23 protein-coding genes are annotated in these 19813 nt (G+C 43.7%); 6 read left to right on the forward strand and 17 right to left on the reverse strand.

What is annotated here, in order from left to right:
* Window positions 1-68: 68 nt before the first annotated feature.
* Both NI389_RS08255 and NI389_RS08260 read right to left on the reverse strand, forming a co-directional pair.
* Window positions 69-1442 (reverse strand): hypothetical protein, encoded by a 1374-nt coding sequence (locus NI389_RS08255; RefSeq protein WP_308362400.1) that lies wholly within the window; start codon window positions 1440-1442, stop codon window positions 69-71.
* A gap of 2 nt (window positions 1443-1444) precedes the next feature.
* A complete protein-coding gene (locus NI389_RS08260; protein WP_308362401.1) occupies window positions 1445-2392 on the reverse strand; it encodes an ATP-grasp domain-containing protein in 948 nt (315 codons plus the stop codon).
* Window positions 2393-2568: 176 nt separating this feature from the next.
* Between NI389_RS08260 and NI389_RS08265 the strand changes: the two genes are divergently transcribed.
* A complete protein-coding gene (locus NI389_RS08265) occupies window positions 2569-3690 on the forward strand; it encodes a M20 family metallopeptidase (protein ID WP_308362403.1) in 1122 nt (373 codons plus the stop codon).
* On the opposite strand, the gene mutM is transcribed toward NI389_RS08265, so the two are convergent.
* Entirely contained in the window at window positions 3687-4496 is an 810-nt protein-coding gene (gene mutM / locus NI389_RS08270) for a bifunctional DNA-formamidopyrimidine glycosylase/DNA-(apurinic or apyrimidinic site) lyase (protein ID WP_308362404.1), read from the reverse strand. The genes NI389_RS08265 and mutM overlap by 4 nt on opposite strands.
* A 4-nt stretch (window positions 4497-4500) precedes the next feature.
* The gene (locus NI389_RS08275) at window positions 4501-5016 is read right to left on the reverse strand and encodes a hypothetical protein (protein ID WP_308362405.1); all 516 of its coding nucleotides are present in this window, start codon (window positions 5014-5016) and stop codon (window positions 4501-4503) included.
* Between the two features lie 135 nt (window positions 5017-5151).
* Between NI389_RS08275 and NI389_RS08280 the strand changes: the two genes are divergently transcribed.
* Entirely contained in the window at window positions 5152-6072 is a 921-nt protein-coding gene (locus NI389_RS08280; RefSeq protein ID WP_308362407.1) for a manganese-dependent inorganic pyrophosphatase, read from the forward strand.
* 87 nt (window positions 6073-6159) lie between these two features.
* Here NI389_RS08280 and NI389_RS08285 read toward each other — a convergent pair whose 3' ends face one another.
* The 10 genes from NI389_RS08285 to radC form a co-directional block, all read right to left on the reverse strand.
* A complete protein-coding gene (locus tag NI389_RS08285; RefSeq protein ID WP_308362408.1) occupies window positions 6160-6777 on the reverse strand; it encodes a hypothetical protein in 618 nt (205 codons plus the stop codon).
* Window positions 6774-6911: a hypothetical protein gene (locus tag NI389_RS08290; RefSeq protein WP_308362410.1), complete on the reverse strand. Its 138-nt coding sequence runs from the start codon at window positions 6909-6911 to the stop codon at window positions 6774-6776. The genes NI389_RS08285 and NI389_RS08290 overlap by 4 nt, the downstream gene beginning before the upstream one ends.
* A gap of 10 nt (window positions 6912-6921) precedes the next feature.
* Window positions 6922-7230, reverse strand: a complete 309-nt coding sequence (locus NI389_RS08295; protein ID WP_308362412.1) for a helix-turn-helix domain-containing protein — start codon at window positions 7228-7230, stop codon at window positions 6922-6924.
* Between the two features lie 164 nt (window positions 7231-7394).
* Window positions 7395-7955, reverse strand: coding sequence for a hypothetical protein (locus tag NI389_RS08300; protein WP_308362414.1), 561 nt, complete (start codon window positions 7953-7955; stop codon window positions 7395-7397).
* Entirely contained in the window at window positions 7880-8302 is a 423-nt protein-coding gene (locus NI389_RS08305) for a helix-turn-helix domain-containing protein (protein WP_308362416.1), read from the reverse strand. The genes NI389_RS08300 and NI389_RS08305 overlap by 76 nt, the downstream gene beginning before the upstream one ends.
* A gap of 47 nt (window positions 8303-8349) precedes the next feature.
* On the reverse strand, window positions 8350-9255 hold the full coding sequence (locus NI389_RS08310; protein WP_308362417.1) for a helix-turn-helix domain-containing protein: 906 nt from the start codon (window positions 9253-9255) through the stop codon (window positions 8350-8352).
* Window positions 9256-9362: 107 nt separating this feature from the next.
* Complete coding sequence (locus NI389_RS08315; protein WP_308362418.1) at window positions 9363-10247, reverse strand: helix-turn-helix domain-containing protein; 885 nt, start codon at window positions 10245-10247, stop codon at window positions 9363-9365.
* Window positions 10248-10734: 487 nt separating this feature from the next.
* The gene (gene rpmG, locus NI389_RS08320) at window positions 10735-10890 is read right to left on the reverse strand and encodes a 50S ribosomal protein L33 (protein ID WP_005493124.1); all 156 of its coding nucleotides are present in this window, start codon (window positions 10888-10890) and stop codon (window positions 10735-10737) included.
* An 11-nt stretch (window positions 10891-10901) separates the two neighbouring features.
* Window positions 10902-11138 (reverse strand): 50S ribosomal protein L28, encoded by a 237-nt coding sequence (rpmB, locus tag NI389_RS08325; protein WP_005493123.1) that lies wholly within the window; start codon window positions 11136-11138, stop codon window positions 10902-10904.
* Window positions 11139-11425: 287 nt separating this feature from the next.
* On the reverse strand, window positions 11426-12100 hold the full coding sequence (radC, locus tag NI389_RS08330; protein ID WP_308362421.1) for a RadC family protein: 675 nt from the start codon (window positions 12098-12100) through the stop codon (window positions 11426-11428).
* Window positions 12101-12254: 154 nt separating this feature from the next.
* Here radC and coaBC point away from each other — a divergent pair, with 154 nt between their 5' ends.
* From coaBC to NI389_RS08345, 3 genes are all read left to right on the forward strand, one after another.
* Complete coding sequence (gene coaBC, locus NI389_RS08335; protein WP_308362422.1) at window positions 12255-13454, forward strand: bifunctional phosphopantothenoylcysteine decarboxylase/phosphopantothenate--cysteine ligase CoaBC; 1200 nt, start codon at window positions 12255-12257, stop codon at window positions 13452-13454.
* A 111-nt stretch (window positions 13455-13565) separates the two neighbouring features.
* The gene (gene slmA / locus NI389_RS08340; protein ID WP_208844347.1) at window positions 13566-14153 is read left to right on the forward strand and encodes a nucleoid occlusion factor SlmA; all 588 of its coding nucleotides are present in this window, start codon (window positions 13566-13568) and stop codon (window positions 14151-14153) included.
* 132 nt (window positions 14154-14285) lie between these two features.
* Window positions 14286-14672, forward strand: a complete 387-nt coding sequence (locus NI389_RS08345; RefSeq protein ID WP_308362424.1) for a hypothetical protein — start codon at window positions 14286-14288, stop codon at window positions 14670-14672.
* A gap of 38 nt (window positions 14673-14710) precedes the next feature.
* Here the strand turns inward: NI389_RS08345 and NI389_RS08350 are convergent, their stop codons facing one another.
* Genes NI389_RS08350 through NI389_RS08360 form a run of 3 tightly spaced genes read right to left on the reverse strand, consistent with a single transcriptional unit; the run spans window position 14711 to window position 17565 of the window.
* Complete coding sequence (locus NI389_RS08350; RefSeq protein ID WP_308362425.1) at window positions 14711-15640, reverse strand: MBL fold metallo-hydrolase; 930 nt, start codon at window positions 15638-15640, stop codon at window positions 14711-14713.
* 28 nt (window positions 15641-15668) lie between these two features.
* Window positions 15669-16913 (reverse strand): hypothetical protein, encoded by a 1245-nt coding sequence (locus tag NI389_RS08355; RefSeq protein ID WP_308362426.1) that lies wholly within the window; start codon window positions 16911-16913, stop codon window positions 15669-15671.
* The gene (locus NI389_RS08360; RefSeq protein WP_308362427.1) at window positions 16900-17565 is read right to left on the reverse strand and encodes a methylamine utilization protein; all 666 of its coding nucleotides are present in this window, start codon (window positions 17563-17565) and stop codon (window positions 16900-16902) included. The genes NI389_RS08355 and NI389_RS08360 overlap by 14 nt, the downstream gene beginning before the upstream one ends.
* Before the next feature lie 185 nt (window positions 17566-17750).
* Between NI389_RS08360 and NI389_RS08365 the strand changes: the two genes are divergently transcribed.
* Window positions 17751-19784: a glycoside hydrolase family 97 protein gene (locus NI389_RS08365; protein WP_308362428.1), complete on the forward strand. Its 2034-nt coding sequence runs from the start codon at window positions 17751-17753 to the stop codon at window positions 19782-19784.
* Window positions 19785-19813: the final 29 nt, after the last annotated feature.

Raw genomic sequence — 19813 nt, forward strand, 5'->3', positions numbered from 1 at the left:
GTCCTGATTTCTGACTTTGCGCGCGAATAGAGGAATCGAGGGGTAGGGTTTCCCCTCCCCCCAAATGGTCACGCTGGGGCGAATTGTTCACGCCAATGAGCAACGATTTTTTCTAGTTTCTTTTGCTTCAAATTGGGCACTTCACAAAGACGATAAGGATCGTGGTTTAACGCCTCAACAATGCCCGCCACGCCAAATAGCCCAAACATGTCTTCGACCATTTTGTTGCCTACGCCTTTGACCTCAAGAAGCAAGGTTTTTAAATCAGCTTCGCTGAATTCAGCGCCGGATACGTTGGAGAGCATTTCGCCACTTTCATCTGTATCTAACATGCCTTGCACCGCTTTGGCCGGGATCACTTTTGCACTAAGACGAAAATTATCCTGAAAGTTCCAGTGCTCACTTGGCCATTCTTCGCCATTCAATGGGTGGTTGGAAAGCAATGGAAACTGCTGTTCATCCATATCCACAAATTGGTCCCCAACATCTTGGCTTGGCGTATATTGACCAAAGTAGATATGACGCATTGTTCGCAGCAAACTGGAATCAATTTTGCCTAGTTCTTCCCAGTTAAACAGTGGAATGAACGGCTTGCGGAATTTACCGTCAGATAATAGCCACATCAAATACTGCCCTATCCAATCTCGGATATAAGGAAAGGCAGCAAAGGCTGTTGCACATTCTAAAATGCGTAATTTGCCATCTTTACCAAGCGCAATGTCACACGCCCAGTATTCCGCTTTTGCCGCTTTCGATGCGCGAGCGGCCAATGCGAGAACGGATTTAGGCACATCTTGATAGTCCATCGAACCGCCTTGGCTGGTATTCGTTAACCATTCACCGTCTGGCGGTCTGCGCCAAAATGCACAAACAGGCTTGTGGCCAATTAACATAACGCGAATGTCCGCTTCCATTGGCACAAAGTCTTGCACGTAAACCGGGTAATATTTACGTTCTTGCAGTAGCGCCATCGCCTCTTTAGCGCTATCCACTTTGTGGACAAAATAGCCACCATAATTCGATGGGCCATAAGAGCGTTTAATAATTTTCGGATACGTGGCTTTTGCCAAATAACGTTCTGCGTTTTCTGGGATGTAGAAAATTTCGGTATGAGGGACCGGCAAATCATACTTGTGGCAAAAATGCGTGACGTTTTCTTTTGACTTGTTGGAAAATTGACTGTCCAAAGACGGTAAAAAACGGACATTAGGCAAGGCTCGCGCGATTTCTCGAAACGTTTCATAAGCCGTAGCTGGAATGTTGCCAATTAAGACATCTATTTTTTTGCGTTTTACTTCTGCAATAAAACGCGCTTTATCATTGCCCCAGTGATAAGTGACCGTTTCAATTTTTTCTGGCCAGCCTTTGAAATTCGATTTATCAAAAAAACGCAGTACGTAGTCTAAATACAATAGGCCGATTTTAGGTAAGGATGTTTTCATGACTAAGCCACCTTAGATTGCTTTTTTGCGAGTTGTCCGTAAGCACGCTTTTCAATTAAGCCCACCATCGCCTCTAGCTTGCGAGCATTGAAATTAATCCCCAGCGCTTCCTGATCAGGCGTCGCAAATGCAGGAATAGTATTTACTTCAAGCACCACATAACGTTCGAAATCACGGTCATAAATGATGTCGACACCCGCGATGTCTAACCCCAAAATCGCCGTCGCGTTGATAGCAAGCTCGGCCACTTCATCATTGAGTTCGCGTACAAACACCGAACCGCCACTCGTGATGTTCGTTTTCCAATCGTCTTTTGGTGCTTTACGGCCATAACAACCCACAACTTGGCCATCCACTACATCCACTCGAAAATCAGTGTGGTCGTAATTGATGAAACGCTCCACGTAGAAATAACGTAAATCCGTGCGCGTGAGGAAAGGAGTTAACATATTGAGCGCTTGCTCGCTGTCAATTTTGACAATCCCCACACCACCCCAACCTTCTGTTGGTTTGTAAACGAGTTTGCCACCAAACTCATGCAAAGCCTGCTTTAACCCGTCCATATCATGTTTATGACACAGGCGATAATCGGCCGTGTGGATCCCATGTTGATTGAGTAAATGCGACGTGCGGAATTTATCCTCTGCTAACGCAAAGGCATTGAAATCATTAATCGTCGGAATAGACTGACTTAACACTTGATAGAGATAAACTTGGAACTGGCTTTGCTCACCCGCGTTATAGCTCAAGAAGGTTGAGAGGGACTCCATGTTGACGCCATTGCACGTGATGATCCCATCTTGCGCGCGCGCATCGCGCAGATTCAACCCAGTGGTCGTTTGAATGCCGCGCGCATTCAATGCTTTTACTAATTTCTCTTCAATCGCCGCCCCACCACTGTTTTGATACATCCATAGTCCTACGTGAGGATTCATCTCTGTGTTCGCCATGCCTGTCTCCATTTTGCGCGAGCATTTTTGCTCAAAATTTAATCCTTTTTTATTGTACGCGTTGGTCTATGACAACTTTTTGACCAAATCTGCGCGCCAAAAACTGTTCATAAAACCTTCACTGAACTGCAACCAATCCTCGCCACGATGAGCGCAGTTTTGAATAGGGAAGCATCATGGACACGCTCAATTTCACCGACTTAGCTACGTTGATAAACTGCAATTCTTACAGCAAACACAAAGCCGGAGTAGATAAACACGGAGAGCTCATGGTTGAGCTAATTCAACCACTCGGAATGTCTCTCACTCGTTACCAACGCGACAACGTAGGCGATCACTTGCTGTTTCGCTCTGCACGTCGTTCAGGAAAAAAGGTGTTATTACTTGGCCACTTAGACACGGTTTTCCCACCGGATACGTTTACCGACTTCCACATGGACGAACAGTGGGTTTATGGACCCGGTGCCTGTGACATGAAAGGTGGCAACTTTGTGGCCCTTGAAGCACTGCGTTTTCTCAAACGGCAATTTGGACAGCTCGCCAATGTGGACTTTCTGCTGGTGAGCGATGAAGAAATAGGCAGTGACGATAGCCGTACACTGACTGAACATTTAGCGAAAAATTATGATGCCTGTCTGGTGTTTGAAGCCGCAGGCAAAAATCATGAAGTGGTGGTTGCCCGTAAAGGCATTGCAACATTTGAAATTACAATCGAAGGTAAGGCCGCACACGCAGGCAACCATTACGCTGACGGTATTGATGCGAACTACGCAGCAGCGAACATGATCATTGAACTGTGCAACCTTACTGAACTGAAAAAAGGCAGCACCGTGAATGTGGGTAAAATCCAAGGAGGTATAGGTGCAAACACTATTTCACCTAAATCCACCTTACTCGTCGAAGCGCGTTTTACCAGCGATGTTGAACAAGCGCGTTTGCTCAATAGCATTGAAAACATTTGCCATGCGATTGAAGTAACGGGCGTCAAGGTCACGCTTTGTGGAGGGTTACAACGTCCAGTGATGATGCCTTCGGAGGCACAACAAGAACTGCTTGAAGAAGTTTCCGCGATTCTCGGCGAATCGATCCCGACCGAACGTCGCGGTGGGGTTTCTGATGCAAATATTGTTGCGGCAGCTGGTGTTCCAACACTAGATGGATTTGGCCCATTTGGTGACGGCGATCACACGATTCATGAACGCGCGTTGAAATCGAGCTTCTCAAAACGCATTGAGCAAGTGAGCAAAATCCTTGCGGTGCTCTGTTTCGAAGAAGCGGTAGAGATGGCCAACGTTTAACGTTGGCATCGCTTACAGTACACGGTGCTGCGCTGACCTAAACGGATTTCAGTCAGCTCCGTAAAGCACGAAACACACGGCTGTCCTTTGCGGCCATACACCAATAATTCCTGTGCAAAATAACCCGGTTTTCCATCACTTTGAGCAAAGTCTTTGAGGGTTGTGCCACCTTGTTCAATTGCGGCGGCCAACGTTGACTTAATGATGGGCGTTAATCGTTGGTAACGAGCCAACGAAACTTTACCAGCCTCACATTGCGGATGAATACCGGCCTTGAACAAGGATTCATTCGCATAGATATTGCCCACCCCAACGACCACATGGTTATCCATAATAAATTGCTTTATCGCCACTTTTTTCCCTCGTGACGCATCAAACAAATGCTTTGCTGTAAACGCCTCGGTTAACGGCTCTGGGCCTAGCTTTTTAAACACCGAATGACATTCATTCGGCTGCTGCCATAAACACGCCCCGAATCGACGCGGGTCGTTTAACCGTAAAGCCACCCCATTGTCGAAATGAAACTCAATGTGGTCGTGCTTTTTGAGAGGTTCAGTTTGTGAAACCACTCTTAAATTGCCCGACATCCCTAAATGCACAATGGCGCAGCCCACTGGCGAGTGCAAAAGTAAATACTTAGCGCGGCGCTCAACGCTCGTAATGTGCTGACCAATGAGCGATTTAACGTCCTCTGGGACAGGCCAACGCAAATTGGGGTTATGAATTTTCACCTCAACCACAAGTTGATGTTCAATGTGCGGGCGTATTCCCAGTCGACTGACTTCGACCTCTGGTAATTCAGGCATGGACTTATTCGCTTTGTTCTGACGTTATTGCTGAAGATTCAGCCATACGTGTATTGGCGTAAATGGGTTTAAAAAATTGATTCACTTGTTCAGGCGTAGGTGAAAACCACACTTGGCGTTGTTTATCGTAAAAGAAGGGAGTGTTCCCTTGCTGGTAAAGCGTCACCACCCAAGGCAATTCTTGACCGGCCAACCAAAACTGAATGGCACTGCTAGGTTCTGGTAAGTTTTGAGGCTTATCAATTGTTTGTAACGTAGTTGAAGTCCACGCCACAAGCCAAGTTTCAATGTCTGTTGCCGTCGTCTGCCATATTCCTTCACTTCGCCAAGACGTGCCTATGCGCTCCACCTTGACGCCTGGCAAAGCTGCAGCGAGAATAAAACTCGACTCAGGCAGCACGGGCAATACTGGGAAAGAATCGGCCTCTTTAAAGAGTTTATGATGTAAGCCATTTAAGAAAAATATCATTAATAACATGGAGAAAATCACCACGTTATTCCAACCTGCTCGACTTAACATTTATTTCTCCTTTCCCTTATCTTGCCAGTGTATCGAAAATCATCATCTAAGATAAGTACAATTGGCGCGTCGCAAGGATTTCATTCAGGCTAATCTTTGCTAAAATATCCAGCAAATTTTTAAGGAGTTCCGTCAATGGCAATGTATGTAGTGGGTCACAAGATCCCTGATTCTGATTCAATCTGTGGTGCAATCGCGCTTGCTTACCTAAAAAACCAAATCGGTGAAGCAGCAATCCCTACGCGTTTAGGTGAAGTGTCACCTGAAACCCAATTCATTCTGGACCGTTTTGGTTTTGACGCACCAGAACTTAAAATGAGCTACGCAGGTGAAGAAGTTTACATTGTTGACCACACTGAAAAAACACAGGCTCCTGATGACATCGACCAAGCAACCGTTGTCGGCGTCGTTGACCACCACAAATTAGGCGACTTAACTACGTCAACACCTCTTGAGTGCTGGATCCGCCCAGTCGGTTGCAGTAACACCATCATCAAGATGATGTATGACTTCTACAACGTTGAAATTCCTGCAAACATTGCGGGTATCATGATGTGCGCAATCCTAAGCGACACGGTTATCTTCAAATCACCTACGTGTACTACCGCAGACATCAAGTGTGTTGAAGCACTGGCTGAAATCGCAGGCGTTGAAGATTTTAAAGCGCTCGGCATGGACATGTTCAAGGTTAAATCAGCCGTGCAAGGCACACCCGCTCGTGACCTCGTTATGCGCGATTTCAAAGACTTCAACATGAACGGCAATCTAGTCGGTATCGGCCAACTTGAAGTAATTGACTTGTCGGTATTTGACGACATCAAAGCTGACCTAGAAGCGGACATCGCGAAGTTAAAAGAAGAAGGCAACCGTCACTCAGTGCTGCTGCTTCTTACTGACATCATGAAAGAAGGTTCAGAGATGCTCATCGTGTCTAACGATGAATCTATCATTGAGAAAGCTTACAATGCGAAGCCTGAAGCGGGCCGTGTTTGGTTGGATGGTGTATTGAGCCGTAAAAAGCAAGTTGTACCGCCACTACAAGACGCATTTGCATAAGCTCTTTTTGAGCTCTCAAATCGAGACAATAAAAAACCGAGGATAACCTCGGTTTTTTATTGTCTGAATTCTTATCGTGCAGATTTTCTATGCAGCACTAGGCATTTGACGCTTACGGATTACGACGCCCATGTAGAGGACTGTAATGCTCAAAGCCATTAATGTACCTTTAAGGTACTCATAGTAGTCATAGAAAAATGTAACGTGCCAAAATTGCTTAGCGAATTCTTTACTAAAACCAAAATATTCAAGATTCCGAACTACATTCTCCACAAAAGCAACTAAATCTATCGAAGCATATCCAAGCAGTAGCCCAAACAACGGCCCTTCTGTATAATTTTTTTCAAGTACCGAAGGCTCTTCACCCCCTGTAAGCATTAATGAAAACAACATTCTATTTCTTACAAGATAAATCAATAGAATGTCTAAAAGAAAGCTCATTCCAAATGCCGCCGAATTTTGTACTAGACTATTAAAGTTCGGATATACATACATTTCAATGGGATAAAAGACTATCTTACCTAATGTAAAGACCATTAAATATGAGACAACCATATAGCGACTATTCAAATCATTTTTCGCGAATACCACTAACGCAATTAATAATACACAAAAAACGGTCTGGACATTTTGTCCCGCTGAAATATTATTCAGCAAGAGAAAGCTTGAGAGTATAGTCACCAAGATTAAATTGACAACCTTCATGGAGTTACTTTTTGCTCCTCTTCAGCAACCGCAACTTCTAAAGGTGGTGGGGGTAAGGCTACTCGCTTTTCATCAGGCTTAGCATCACCTTTACCCGTGTATGTACCACCATAGATCTTTTCTACATCAAGCATGTTCAGTATATTAATCTTCTTTAGTTTCAATTTGGGCTGAAGTCCTTGTTTCATTTTTGTTTACCTTCTTTTCGTAGAGCTTAGTTAAGTTCTCAGAATCTTCTAAAATATCGCTTAGGCTTACTTTACAAAGTTGTGCAAATTTTAGCAACGTTCCCAACCGAAATGAACTTACACCATTTAAGTAATCATCTAACGTTGTAAGGCCAACCCCTAACAGTCGGCTAATGTCCTTTTTGGTATAACCGCGCTGCTTTTTTAAGCTTTTCATTAGCGTTGCAACGCGTTCAGTGACCTCATATTCCTCGGGTGTTTGCATCGTGCCCCACCATCAAACGCTCAAATCGAGCAACCTAGAATCACACATAAATTTAACAAAAGTGAATTCTAGCAGTAACAAAAAAATATTCAACGAAATGTGATGGATTTCGAACCCCTTTTAGAAACGCACCTTTTTCACATTTCAAATTCAATCTTTATGAACTAGGTATCCAGACCAAGTCTGGACTCGCTCAAGGCTAAACGGAGTTGTCGCTGCCTAATTCGTATGCCTATAAAAAGCAAGATAAGAATCAGCGCCATTAGGAAGATTTTAACGTATTCGAAATGGTCATAAATAAACCGTACATTCCAAAACTGCTTAGCAAACTCTTTGCTGATACCAAGTTTGTCCAAATGACGGATAATATTTTCTATGAATGCGGATAAATCTACACACAAAAGCCCAACTGTGACACCATAAAGAGGTCCTTCAATATAGTTTTTCTCTAATATGGAGGAATAGTTTATCTTTTTTAACCTAACCCCAAGATGCATCTTATTCTTTAATAGATAAAGTAGAAGTAAATCCGATAGTATTGCCAAACTAAAAGCCGCAATATTTTGAACAAAGCCACTGTAATTCGGATAAACATACTCTTTAACTGGAATAAACAAGAGATAGCAAGGAGCCATAACCGCAATATAAACTAGCGCAAGAGACTGGCTATTAAGATCCTTTCTTGCGAAAAAAATAGCAGAACAAGCAAAGCCAGAAAGACCCATTGAATGGTAAATGCTCCAAGTACTGCGGGTATAAAAATTACAAACGCCAAAAAATCCAACGTATTTTTACCCGCATTTGCCTTGTCGGCCAATTCTTCTGAATACAGTTTTTTCGCTTCCAGCGTGTCATCAAGAATATCCGGCAAAGTCAGTTTGCACAGTGCGGCAAATTGAATAAGCGTGCCGAGTTTAAAAGAGCTAACGCCATTGAGGTAATCGTTAAAGGTGGTAAGGCCAATACCCAGTTTTTGGCTGATGTCCTTTTTCGTATAACCTCTACGTTTTTTTAGTCCTTTGACCAAGGCATTGACGCGTAGAGTGATTTCATACTCTTCTGGTGTTTGCATGTTTAATACTCTGTCCTTTGTACACTACTATTCCTCATTCTCTATTTTTAAATCGATTCTTGCGATTGAAATACTGCACTCTGTTTATCTTGTCGTTCTTGGATCTTGATTCCTATGTATAGGACAACTACTGTCATGAATGTCAAGACTAGGTTGAAAGCTTCAAAATTATCGTAAATGTATGTCAGTTTCCAAAATTGCTTTGCAAAGTTCTCGTCTACACCCAAATGTTCCAAATTTCTTATTAGGTTCTCAATGAACGCGCCTAGATTAAGTAACGCATAACCAAATAATAGAGCTATTAAAGGTGCATCGATACAGTTTAGCTGTAACACTTTTGGGCATTTAGCTTTAGTCATATATAGAGAAATGACAATTCTGAATCGAACAAAATAAATAAGTAAAACAAAAAGAATGAATTGAATACCAAATGCAATTATGTTTCCTTCAAATCCATTTACATGAGGGAATACAACCAACTTTATAGGATAGAGCATTAGTAATTCAACACAAAAATGGGCTAACAATAATCCAGATAAATATCGATTATTTATATTTTTCCCAGAAAGAAAAATAAGTACAACAAATGAAAGACAAGTGGTTATCAGCATATACTTGACAGACAAAATTGCTGGTAAAAAGAAAGCAAGAGCCAAAAAATCCAGTGTATTTTTACCAGCATTAGCTCTATCCGCTAGGTCTTCCGAGTAAAGCTTTTTCGCTTCCAATGTGTCATCAAGAATATCCGGCAAAGTCAGTTTGCACAGTGCGGCAAATTGAATAAGCGTGCCGAGTTTAAAAGAGCTAACGCCATTGAGGTAATCGTTAAAGGTGGTAAGGCCAATACCCAGTTTTTGGCTAATGTCCTTTTTCGTATAGCCTCTACGTTTCTTTAGTCCTTTGACCAAGGCATTGACACGCAGAGTGATTTCGTATTCTTCAGGTGTTTGCATTGCGTTTTACTCTATCCATTTCCTTTACTTCATTTCCTTGCATATTTTCAATTTGGAACGTTTTCAAACCTACCACCTTCGTGTTTTCTGTTAGCAAAAAACTCTGTTCAGACAACCGCAAAATCTAGTTGGCGCTGCCGAATTCGAGTACCAATGAAAAGTAATATTACGCCTATCGCCATAAGGCTTGATTTTAAGTATTCAAAATAGTCATAGATATACGTTATTTTCCAAAAATGTTTTGCGAAACTTTCGTCAATGCCAAAGTGTTCTAGATTGCGAATTATATTTTCAAAAAATGCCAAGCCGTCTACTAACAAAAAGCCTATTGCGACAGCGTATATTGGACCTTCAATAAAATTTTTTTCTAGCACTAGTTTATTTCTACCCTGAGAGAACCAAAGTGAAAGCAAAGTTCTATTTTTCAAAAGTACAATCAGCAATACATCGATAACAATATTCGCCCCAAAAGCCACTGCATTTTGAACCAAACCGTTAAAGTATGGAAAAATATAGGCTTCTATTGGATAAATTAGGAGATCACCAAACACGTATACAACCAAAAAAACCAACGACATGGTCATGCTATTGAGGTCTTTTCTTGCGAAAAAGAGGAGTAAAATCTGCAGAAAACAAAAGAGATATTGAGTGCCGTGGGCGTTGGTAATAGCTGGCACTAATAAAATAAAAGCCAAAAAATCTAATGTGTTTTTACCCGCATTTGCCTTGTCGGCCAATTCTTCTGAATACAGCTTTTTTGCTTCCAATGTGTCTTCGAGAATATCCGGCAAAGTCAGTTTGCACAGCGCTGCAAACTGAATAAGCGTGCCGAGTTTAAAAGAGCTAACGCCATTGAGGTAATCATTAAAGGTGGTAAGGCCAATACCAAGCTTTTGGCTAATGTCCTTTTTTGTATAGCCTCTACGTTTCTTTAGCCCCTTGACCAAGGCATTGACACGTAGAGTGATTTCGTATTCTTCAGGTGTTTGCATTGAACCTCACCCCGTTACAACGCTGAAAATTCCAATTCACCTTACGAATCCTTCTATGAAAACAACAACATTATCAAATTGTTAATTATGTTTTTATTGCTTCCATATTGTCAACATTCAGTTTATCAACGGCGTGTTTTGTTTCTTTGCCTCGAACAGGAAAGACCAAGTTTCTCGGATGCAAAGGTGAGAGCAAAATATCAGTTGGGGAAATTACAGTGCAAAAACATTGGAAATGAACGAACAAAGGTAAAAAACAATTGTGACATCGCGCAGATTTTGGTCATTTCAGGCCTAAGAGTGAACACTCATCCATCTAGCACGTTTAGTTTAATAGACTGGCTGTGGTGAGCCGCGCACAAGCGATTACGTAACCAATACAATGCAACATGACTTTATCGACGTCTTAATTCAACACTCTAAAACGTCAAATTTTAGGCATAAAAAAACCCGGCTAAACCGGGCTTTTTGCGAACATGGAAGCAAATTACTTGATTTTTGCTTCTTTGAAGATCACGTGTTTACGAACTTTAGGATCGTATTTTTTGATCTCCATTTTTTCAGGCATGTTGCGCTTGTTCTTGTCGGTAGTGTAGAAGTAACCAGTACCAGCAGTAGAAACTAAACGAATCTTATCACGCATGACTTAGCTCCTTATACCTTTTCGCCGCGAGCACGGATTTCAACTAATACCGCGTCGATGCCTTTTTTATCGATAATACGCATACCTTTAGTAGTAGTACGTAGAGTAACGAAGCGCTTTTCGCTTTCAACCCAAAAACGGTGCGTTTGTAGGTTAGGTAGGAAACGACGCTTAGTCGCGTTGCGCGCGTGTGAACGGTTGTTACCAACCACTGGGCGCTTACCTGTAACTTGACAGACTTTAGACATGTCTATGTATCTCCAATAACTTCGCTCGAGCTTAATTTTTCCCTTGAGGCCGTTAACTGCGTGCCCCGGGATTAATCGAAGGGCGCTCTTTATACAGCATATACAGGCAGAGATCAAGGATCTGATCCTTTGTAATCAGCTCATGTGTAAATTTGATAGCGGCCAATTATAATGATCCAATGCCCGAAACGAAAGCAAAAACTGCATTTAAATTAAACTATTTTTACCGAAGTCACAGCTACTGTACGAAATCTCGCCTAGAACCACGATGTTAGCGTTAAATTGCGCTATATCAGGCCTCGCTCAGCGAAAGACAAACAATCAGGTCCCGCCACAATCAAGTGGTCTAAAACCTGTACATCGATAAGGCCGAGTGCTTGTTGTAACTTTTTGGTGATAAGCTTGTCAGCCTGACTTGGCTCTGCTACGCCTGATGGATGATTGTGCGCCAAAATTAATGACGCGGCGTTAATTTTCAATGCTGCTTTCACCACTTCCCGAGGATATACTGACGCTGCATTGATCGTCCCTTGAAAAAGGACTTCGTCTTTAATCAAACGGTTTTGATTGTCTAAATAAAGTACCACGAACACTTCATGACCGAGTCCGCGTAACTTCATCGTAAGGTATTGCCTTACGGAGTCAGGTGAATCAAATAAAGTCGTGCGCAAACAAGGTTCTTTAAGATACCGCTTGCACAATTCAAGCACCGCTTGAAGTTGCACGTATTTCGCCTCTCCCATCCCTTTAATGGCCGCAAATTCTGGCAACGTAGCATTAAATAAATTATGTAAACTTTCCGTTTTTCGAAGCAGTGTTTCCGCCAATTCAATCGCGTTCATCCCGGCGATGCCTGTGCGTAAAAAAATAGCTAATAACTCAGCATCCGACAGCATTTCAGGCCCGTGATTGAGTAATTTTTCTCGTGGTCGCTGTGATTTTGGTAAAGCAAGCAAATGCATCCCGATTCTATCCTTCCTTGAATTGATTGGGTCGCTAAGTGTAGATGGAAATCCTATATGTGCCAGTGAGTTCACCAACTTGATGGTGAAAGCTCAACAGACTAAGCAGAGTGTGGTAAGGTTGTGCGAGTTTTTCGAGTTTGAGTAACCGTGAATGAATCATAGTGCTAAAAAAATCGTTTTGGGGATCACCGGTGGTATTGCGGCATATAAGTGCGCCGAGCTAGTACGCCGATTAAAAGACAACGGCCATCAAGTGAAAGTCGTCATGACTGAATCGGCCAAGGCATTTATAACACCTTTGACCATGCAAGCGGTTTCTGGCGAAATGATTTCGGACTCGCTGCTCGACCCAAATGCGGAAGCTGCAATGGGCCATATTGAATTTGCGAAATGGGCTGATTTAATTCTGATTGCACCAGCTACAGCAAACACCATTGCGAAAATGGCAGCGGGTATTGCCGATGATTTATTGACAACCCTGCTACTGGCAACACCTGCCAAGGTTGCTATCGCCCCTGCAATGAACCAACAAATGTACAAGCACGCAGCCACGCAAGATAATCTGCGCTTACTGGCGAGCCGTGGAATTACCATTTGGGGTCCGGGAGTCGGAGAACAAGCCTGTGGCGACGTAGGAGCGGGTCGCATGCTTGAACCCCATGAACTAGTCGTCCATTGCCTAGATGCGCTTTCACCTGAAACCCCGTTGCTGGCAGGCAAAACCGTTACTATTACGGCGGGTCCTACACGAGAAGCACTTGACCCAGTGCGTTTTATTAGTAATCACAGCTCTGGAAAAATGGGTTTTGCACTTGCTGAAGCCGCACTCAAATTAGGCGCAAAGGTCACGCTGATTGCTGGCCCAGTTTCACTCAGTACGCCAAAAGGCGCGACTCGCATTAACGTTGATAGCGCACTCGACATGCGTGAGGCGGCACTCGAACAGGCCGTTCAATCAGACGTTTTTATCGGATGTGCTGCCGTTGCCGATTATCGCCCCGCGGTTGTTGCTGAGCAAAAGATGAAAAAGCAAGGTGATGAGCTCACTATCACGATGGTGAAAAACCCAGACATCATCGCAGAAGTCGCCCATTTAACCGAAAATCGACCTTATACCGTGGGTTTTGCTGCAGAAACGCAGGATGTGGCGAACTACGCAAAGGGCAAACTGAAAAACAAAAAACTCGATATGATTTGTGCGAATGACGTATCGCGTGAAGGCTTAGGATTTAATGCGGACAGCAATGCGTTGACGTTATTTTGGCAAGATGAAAGTGTTGAATTGCCACCGTGTGATAAAAAAGAGCTAGCGCTTACTGTCTTAAAACGGCTTGCCACCAAGCTGTCATAACCACCCTTTAAAATGCTGGAAAGAAACTGAATAAAACATTAACATGAACTCACCATTTGCGTGGAGGTGGGTTCATGCAAAATTATAATAATGATAAATAAGGGAAGCTTCATGCCAGCGACAAAGCGCAGCAACCGCAAAGAGCAGATCCTGCAATGTCTTGCTCAAATGCTCGAAACCTGTCCAGGACAACGCATCACAACCGCTAAATTGGCCACCGAAGTGGGCGTATCAGAGGCTGCTCTGTATCGTCACTTTCCAAGTAAAGCACGTATGTTTGAGGGATTGATTGAATTTATTGAAGATACACTGCTATCTCGAATCAATCTTATTCTGGAAAACGAAAAAGAAACGCAAAGTCGAATCTACAACATCATGATGTTGCTACTTACGTTTGCAGAACGTAATCCCGGTATCACTCGAATTTTAACGGGTGATGCACTTCAAGGTGAACAAGAACGTTTGCGTGAACGCGTGCAAGGCTTCTTTAATAAGCTCGAAACACAATTCAAACAAGTACTTCGCGAACGAAAACTGCGCGAAGGTAAAGCATTCTCAACAGATGAAGGTGCACTTGCGAATCTCTTTCTTGCCTTTGTTGAAGGTAAAATGAACCAATTCGTACGTAGCGACTTTAAGCAAAGCCCATCAGCGGTGTTCGATACACAGTGGCAAGAATTGCAAAAAATCTGGCTTTAACTGCTATCACGAATGCGTAGCAAAACCTGCTGCGCATTCACACTCCCTGCCTAAACATTTCTATCCATTTTTAAAACAAAATGTTAACCTGCTCCTCAATAAAAATAAATTATTCAAAGGTAAGGATACAAAATGAAAATTAATGCACTTTTGCTAAGCATGCTAGCGCTACTAAGCAATAACGCATTTGCGGCCAATGATGTTTATGGCACAGTAAGTGAGGTGATTACGCGTTCAGGTCCAAATGGTGACAACGCGTTGTATTTTCGTATTGCGCCGATTGAAAACAATGCTCATTTTGAAAGTTGCATTGTTGATGGACAATCAATGACTTGGCATATTGATTTAGATTCGGCTGTTGCAAATTTCCAATATCAACTCATCATGAAAAGCTACACCGAGCAACTCCCTGTTCGCGTTATTGGACAGGACAATGTTTGTAGCGAAGGAAATACATCGAGTGATAGCGTGTTTGAGCTAAGTCCGTGGTCGTGGCCGACACTGTCCACACAGAAATAATGCTTGTTCAAACAAATAAATAAAGGGCTAATCGCCCTTTATTTATTTTCGTTCAGTTCATTCGCGACTTCCGCTAACAGCCCTCGTACATTGTACCCTGTGATAAGTGCTTGAGTTGGCATTCCATAGCCAGAATAACCACCGAATTGCGTTGAGATAAGAGCCCCAACGTGACGAATATCGTCCGCGGTAAAGTGCTTATTTTTGAGCTGTTCGGGATTTTGCTGCAAATACTGCATGGCAATGTTACGCATCATCATCACCTGCTTACGATTGTCTGCAACGACTTGAGCAAGAGGCTGTACGCCACCGTGACCTGGGTAAACCCTGTAATCATCTGAAACTAACGTGACCATTTTATCGTAAAGTGCAAGCAATGCTTTTGAACGTCCCTCACCCACGTACACAACGTAAGAAGATACCAACGCATCCCCCGTAAAGAGTTGACGTGTGTCCGCACGTTCGTAAGCTACATGCTCAGCAGCTTCTCCCGCACCTAATGCATGTACGTTAAAGAGTAATCCATCAACATTAAGCGACTGACCATCATTTATAACCACAACGTTAGGCGTGAGTGTTTTGGGATATTGATCGCCAAATACGTTTATCCAGCCACTTGTCAGCGCATCCTTGTGCACCTCATACATTGCCTTTTCCGAGGCTTTTGTCATATAGACCGAGAGCTTCGGAAACTCCGCTTGTAACCATGCAATTCCTGCAAAATGATCAACATGAGGGTGCGTGATTAACACCCCTTTCAATGGCTTTTTACTGTTTTTAATGGTTGCAACAATTGACGCAAGATCGTCGCGTAACATGAGCGCATCCACCAGCACCCACCCCTCTTTCGATTCCAGTAGATAGGCGTTGGCTTCATAGGCTGCGGCGCTTGCCGTGAACCGATAAATCTGTTCGGCTGGCGCTTGAAATGCCGACAGCAAACCAATTCCAAAAAACATGTTTTTCATTATTGATTTAAGCTTCATTTCTTAGCCTCTAAAATGAGTATTCAGCCACAAAGCGCCATTGTGATTGCGATAGCGCTTCAGGTAACGCGACTGCCGTGCGGTTCTCCACGGTACTTTTTTGGTACAGCCACTCAACACCACCTTGCCAGTGCTTGTCGAATTGATAGCGATAGTTCAATGTCAGCGCTTTGGTTTCGCTGCTATTGGGGTCAAATACCCACGTGTCGTTGTCCTTTACTTCGCTGTATTCCACTCGCCCCGAAAAACGATGTGCGGCTATTTTATGGCTCAACAAAACATAGTAACTGGAAAAGTCATTGTTCACGCCTCTGTTTTTACCCATTGCCGTTGAGCCATCTAGCCACTGAGCAATTAAACGCGTTTGCTTATTGAATTTATACAACCATGCGACACTTAAAAACTTGGTATCCCACGCATATTGACCGGTATTTTTGTTAATGGCCGCAGGGTCGCCTTGATTGTCATACCAATACACTTTCAATTGCTGCTGCTTTTGATAATCCCAGTGTACGCCTAAATAATATCCCCATTTTCCATCCACTTCTGAAAACGGTTTCACTTGAGGCGCTTGAAAACGCAATTGAGGTTCGTTTAGGGAACGAACTGGGGGGAAATACACCGATTCATTGAACATCGATTGACGGTCATGTGACGCAAAGCCGCGCCAAGCCAACATCGTTCCTGCGGGATCGTTTCCTTTGAACAACGCCGCATGTACACTCACATCGTGTGGTGAGCGAAAACGTTTACCTATTCGGCTAATTTCAAATTCAGCACCGAAGGTACGCACCTCTTCGCCTAGCCATGCGTTGATGCCAGAAAAACTGTATGTATATGGAGAACTCCAGCCCACTTGTGGATTTTCCATCGACATCGCAGGATAAAAGCCGCCCACTTTCACATTCCATTGATAAGGATTGTTTGTCAGAGGGTTATATTTTAAGAACGCTTCAGTTAGGCCTATCTTATCGGAAGGATCAGGTACATATTGAGCGCTGACATGGGCTGACCAATCCATGCCAATATCCGCTCGCACATCAACCCACGCTCGTGATATTTCAATCAATTCCGCTTCTTTATCAAAACGCTGATTTCCCCAGCCATGGTTTAACCAACTTTTGCTGTTATCACGTTCAAAGGTGCTAGCTTGTACTTTTCCCTGCCACGTAATATCTGCGTGTGCAGCCATTGAAACCACCAGCCCAAATCCGACAATGGTGCCTTGCCAAAGGTTACGATTATTCATATTCATCGAATTCGTCCGCCATCGATTCTATTTTTTTCACAAGATTTTGTTTGATTGAAAAGGACAACGCATCCGTATTTTTGAGCTCTTGCCATGCAAGTGTTTCCGGTAGATTCAATTCTTCAAACTGCTCGTGCCAGACTTTGGGTTGATAGTGTCCATCAGGAATTGTTAGCTCTACTACCCCTTCAGCATTCGACACACCGAAATAGGGGCCATCCACCACCACGATATAGCCAAGCATCCAGTCGTGAATATTACAGCCCAGCTCGACAATCCCTGCACTTTCAAATTGGATGGGCGCATGCGGTTTGTCGCGATAAAGCTTCAGCTCAAACGGTTTTGTATCTGAGAAAGAATACACATGATGCAAAATGTTATCGAAATTCGGAAAATCAACATTAGCCCCAGCAGGGACTGCCAAAATGTGAGGTTGGAACGTCCGGTTTTTTTGGCCCATTTCATAATGAACCTCACTGGAGTGCGCAGGCAACACTTTAGGCATCATCCAGACGACAGCCCCTTGCAATGCCTGGCCTTGCTTATCCGTTACAGACACTGTTACCGCGTGCGTCGATATACTGAGCGTCAATAATAACAGCCCCATTATTTTCATTACGTTTTCCATACCATGAAGACCTGATTTTGTTCCTTTCACTATACGCCAAGTTTAGAATTTGCACAGCCAAAACCTAATGCGTTCAACGAACTCGCGGCTTTCGCTAAAAGACCGTTTTAAAGCAGGTTTTCATTCAATGTTTGAATACGTATGCAAAACGTGGTGTAGACCTGCCCCCCTAGGTAAGGTAGGAGAATGACTTACAATAGAATATAGGACCACCTATGCGATTACGTTACCTTTCCTTGTGTTTAGCAGTCTTGTCTGCAAACGCAATGGCAAAAACAGAGCAAGTCCGCTCACCCAATGGTCAGATTGAAGTGCGAATTTCGGATGATAATCACCCTCACTATTCTGTCTTTTTCCGAGGTAAACCCATTATAAATGAGTCGAAGCTCGGCTTTGATTTTCAAACAGCACCTTCCTTTCGCGATGGCTTTGAAATCGTCGAATCAACGCAAGACAGCGTTTCGTCGACTTGGCAACAACCTTGGGGTGAAGAGCGAGAAATCACAGATAACCATCACGAACTTGCCGTGACATTTAACAACAAAGCACAGCAACAAGTTTATACGGTACGCATTCGTGCGTTCGATGATGGCATCGGGTTTCGCTACGAAGTGAATCAAGCCAACCCTCTAACGATTGTCCGTGAATTAACTGAATTTTCGGTGGCACAAAGTGACAAAGCCACGGCATGGTGGATCCCCGCTCGTGGCTGGAATCGCTATGAATACATCTACAACACCACACCTTTACAACAAGCCCAGCTTGTCCATACCCCCTTTACCTTCAAGAATGCCGATAACGTACATTTAAGTATTCACGAAGCGGCGCTCGTTGACTATGCGGCCATGGTACTGGATCAACGCCGCCCGGGGACCTTTGTGAGCAATTTAACGCCTTGGTCTGATGGCACTGCGGTGAAAACCAATGGAAAATTTAAGACGCCGTGGCGCACGATCCAAATCGCGAAAGACGCTACAGGGTTGCTCAACTCTCGCCTTATTCTAAACCTCAACGAGCCAAACAAACTTGGCGATGTGTCTTGGGTGGAACCAGGCAAGTATGTGGGTATTTGGTGGGGTATGCACATAAACAAAAATACGTGGGGCAGTGGTGAAAAACATGGTGCCACAACCGAAAACACCAAACATTACCTCGATTTCGCTGCTAAAAATGGCTTTGACGGCGTCCTCGTTGAAGGTTGGAACATTGGCTGGGATGGCGATTGGTTCTTCAATGGCGATGTATTCAGCTTTTCAAAACCTTATGATGATTTTGATATTGAAGCGATTACACAGTACGGTAAACAAGTCGGCGCAAAGCTTATCGGCCATCATGAAACCTCAGGGAATGTTACCAACTACCGCAATCAAATGACGGATGCCTTTGAGCTCTATGCTAAGAACAACGTCACTCAAGTGAAAACAGGCTACGTCGCAGACGGTGGAAACATCAAGCGAATTGATGCCGATGGGATAGCGCGCTACGAATGGCATGACGGTCAGTTTATGGTGAATGAATATCTCGACAACGTGAAATTGGCAGCAAAATACAAAATCAGCATCAATACACACGAGCCGATTAAAGACACCGGCCTTCGCCGTACCTACCCGAATTGGTTAGCTCGTGAAGGCGCGCGAGGCCAAGAGTTCAATGCGTGGGGCACGCCACCTAATCCACCAGAACACACCACATTGCTCGCCTACACACGCATGTTGGCTGGCCCAATGGACTTTACGCCGGGCATTTTTGACATGAGCTTTAACGGCTTAGGTGATCAAACTAATCGTCCACAAACGACACTAGCAAAACAGCTCGCGCTGTACGTGGTGCTCTACAGTCCCATTCAAATGGCCGCTGACTTACCTGAAAACTACGAAGCAAAACCGGATGCATTCCAATTTATCAAGGATGTCCCAACCGATTGGGAAAAAAGTATCGCCCTAGCGGGAGAGGTCGGGGACTACGTGGTGTATGCAAGAAAGGCCAAAAAGCATAAAAAGTACTCAGGTAATGATTGGTTCCTTGGCGCTATTACCGATGAACAGGCACGCGACATAGACGTGAAACTGGATTTCCTTGAAACGGGTAAGCGCTTTGAAGCGCAAATTTACCAAGACGGTAAAGACGCGGAATGGAAATGGAAACCCTATGAACTAGAAGTGAAAAAACAAATTGTCACGCAAAAAGACACGCTGTCACTGCACCTAGCAACCAGTGGTGGTGTAGCAATTCGCTTTAAAGCGCTGTAAATAAGCGTTAGATTACCAAGCCCTTGGCA

It is taken from the genome of Pseudoalteromonas xiamenensis (genome assembly GCF_030994125.1).
Classification (GTDB): Bacteria; Pseudomonadota; Gammaproteobacteria; order Enterobacterales; family Alteromonadaceae; genus Pseudoalteromonas; species Pseudoalteromonas xiamenensis_B.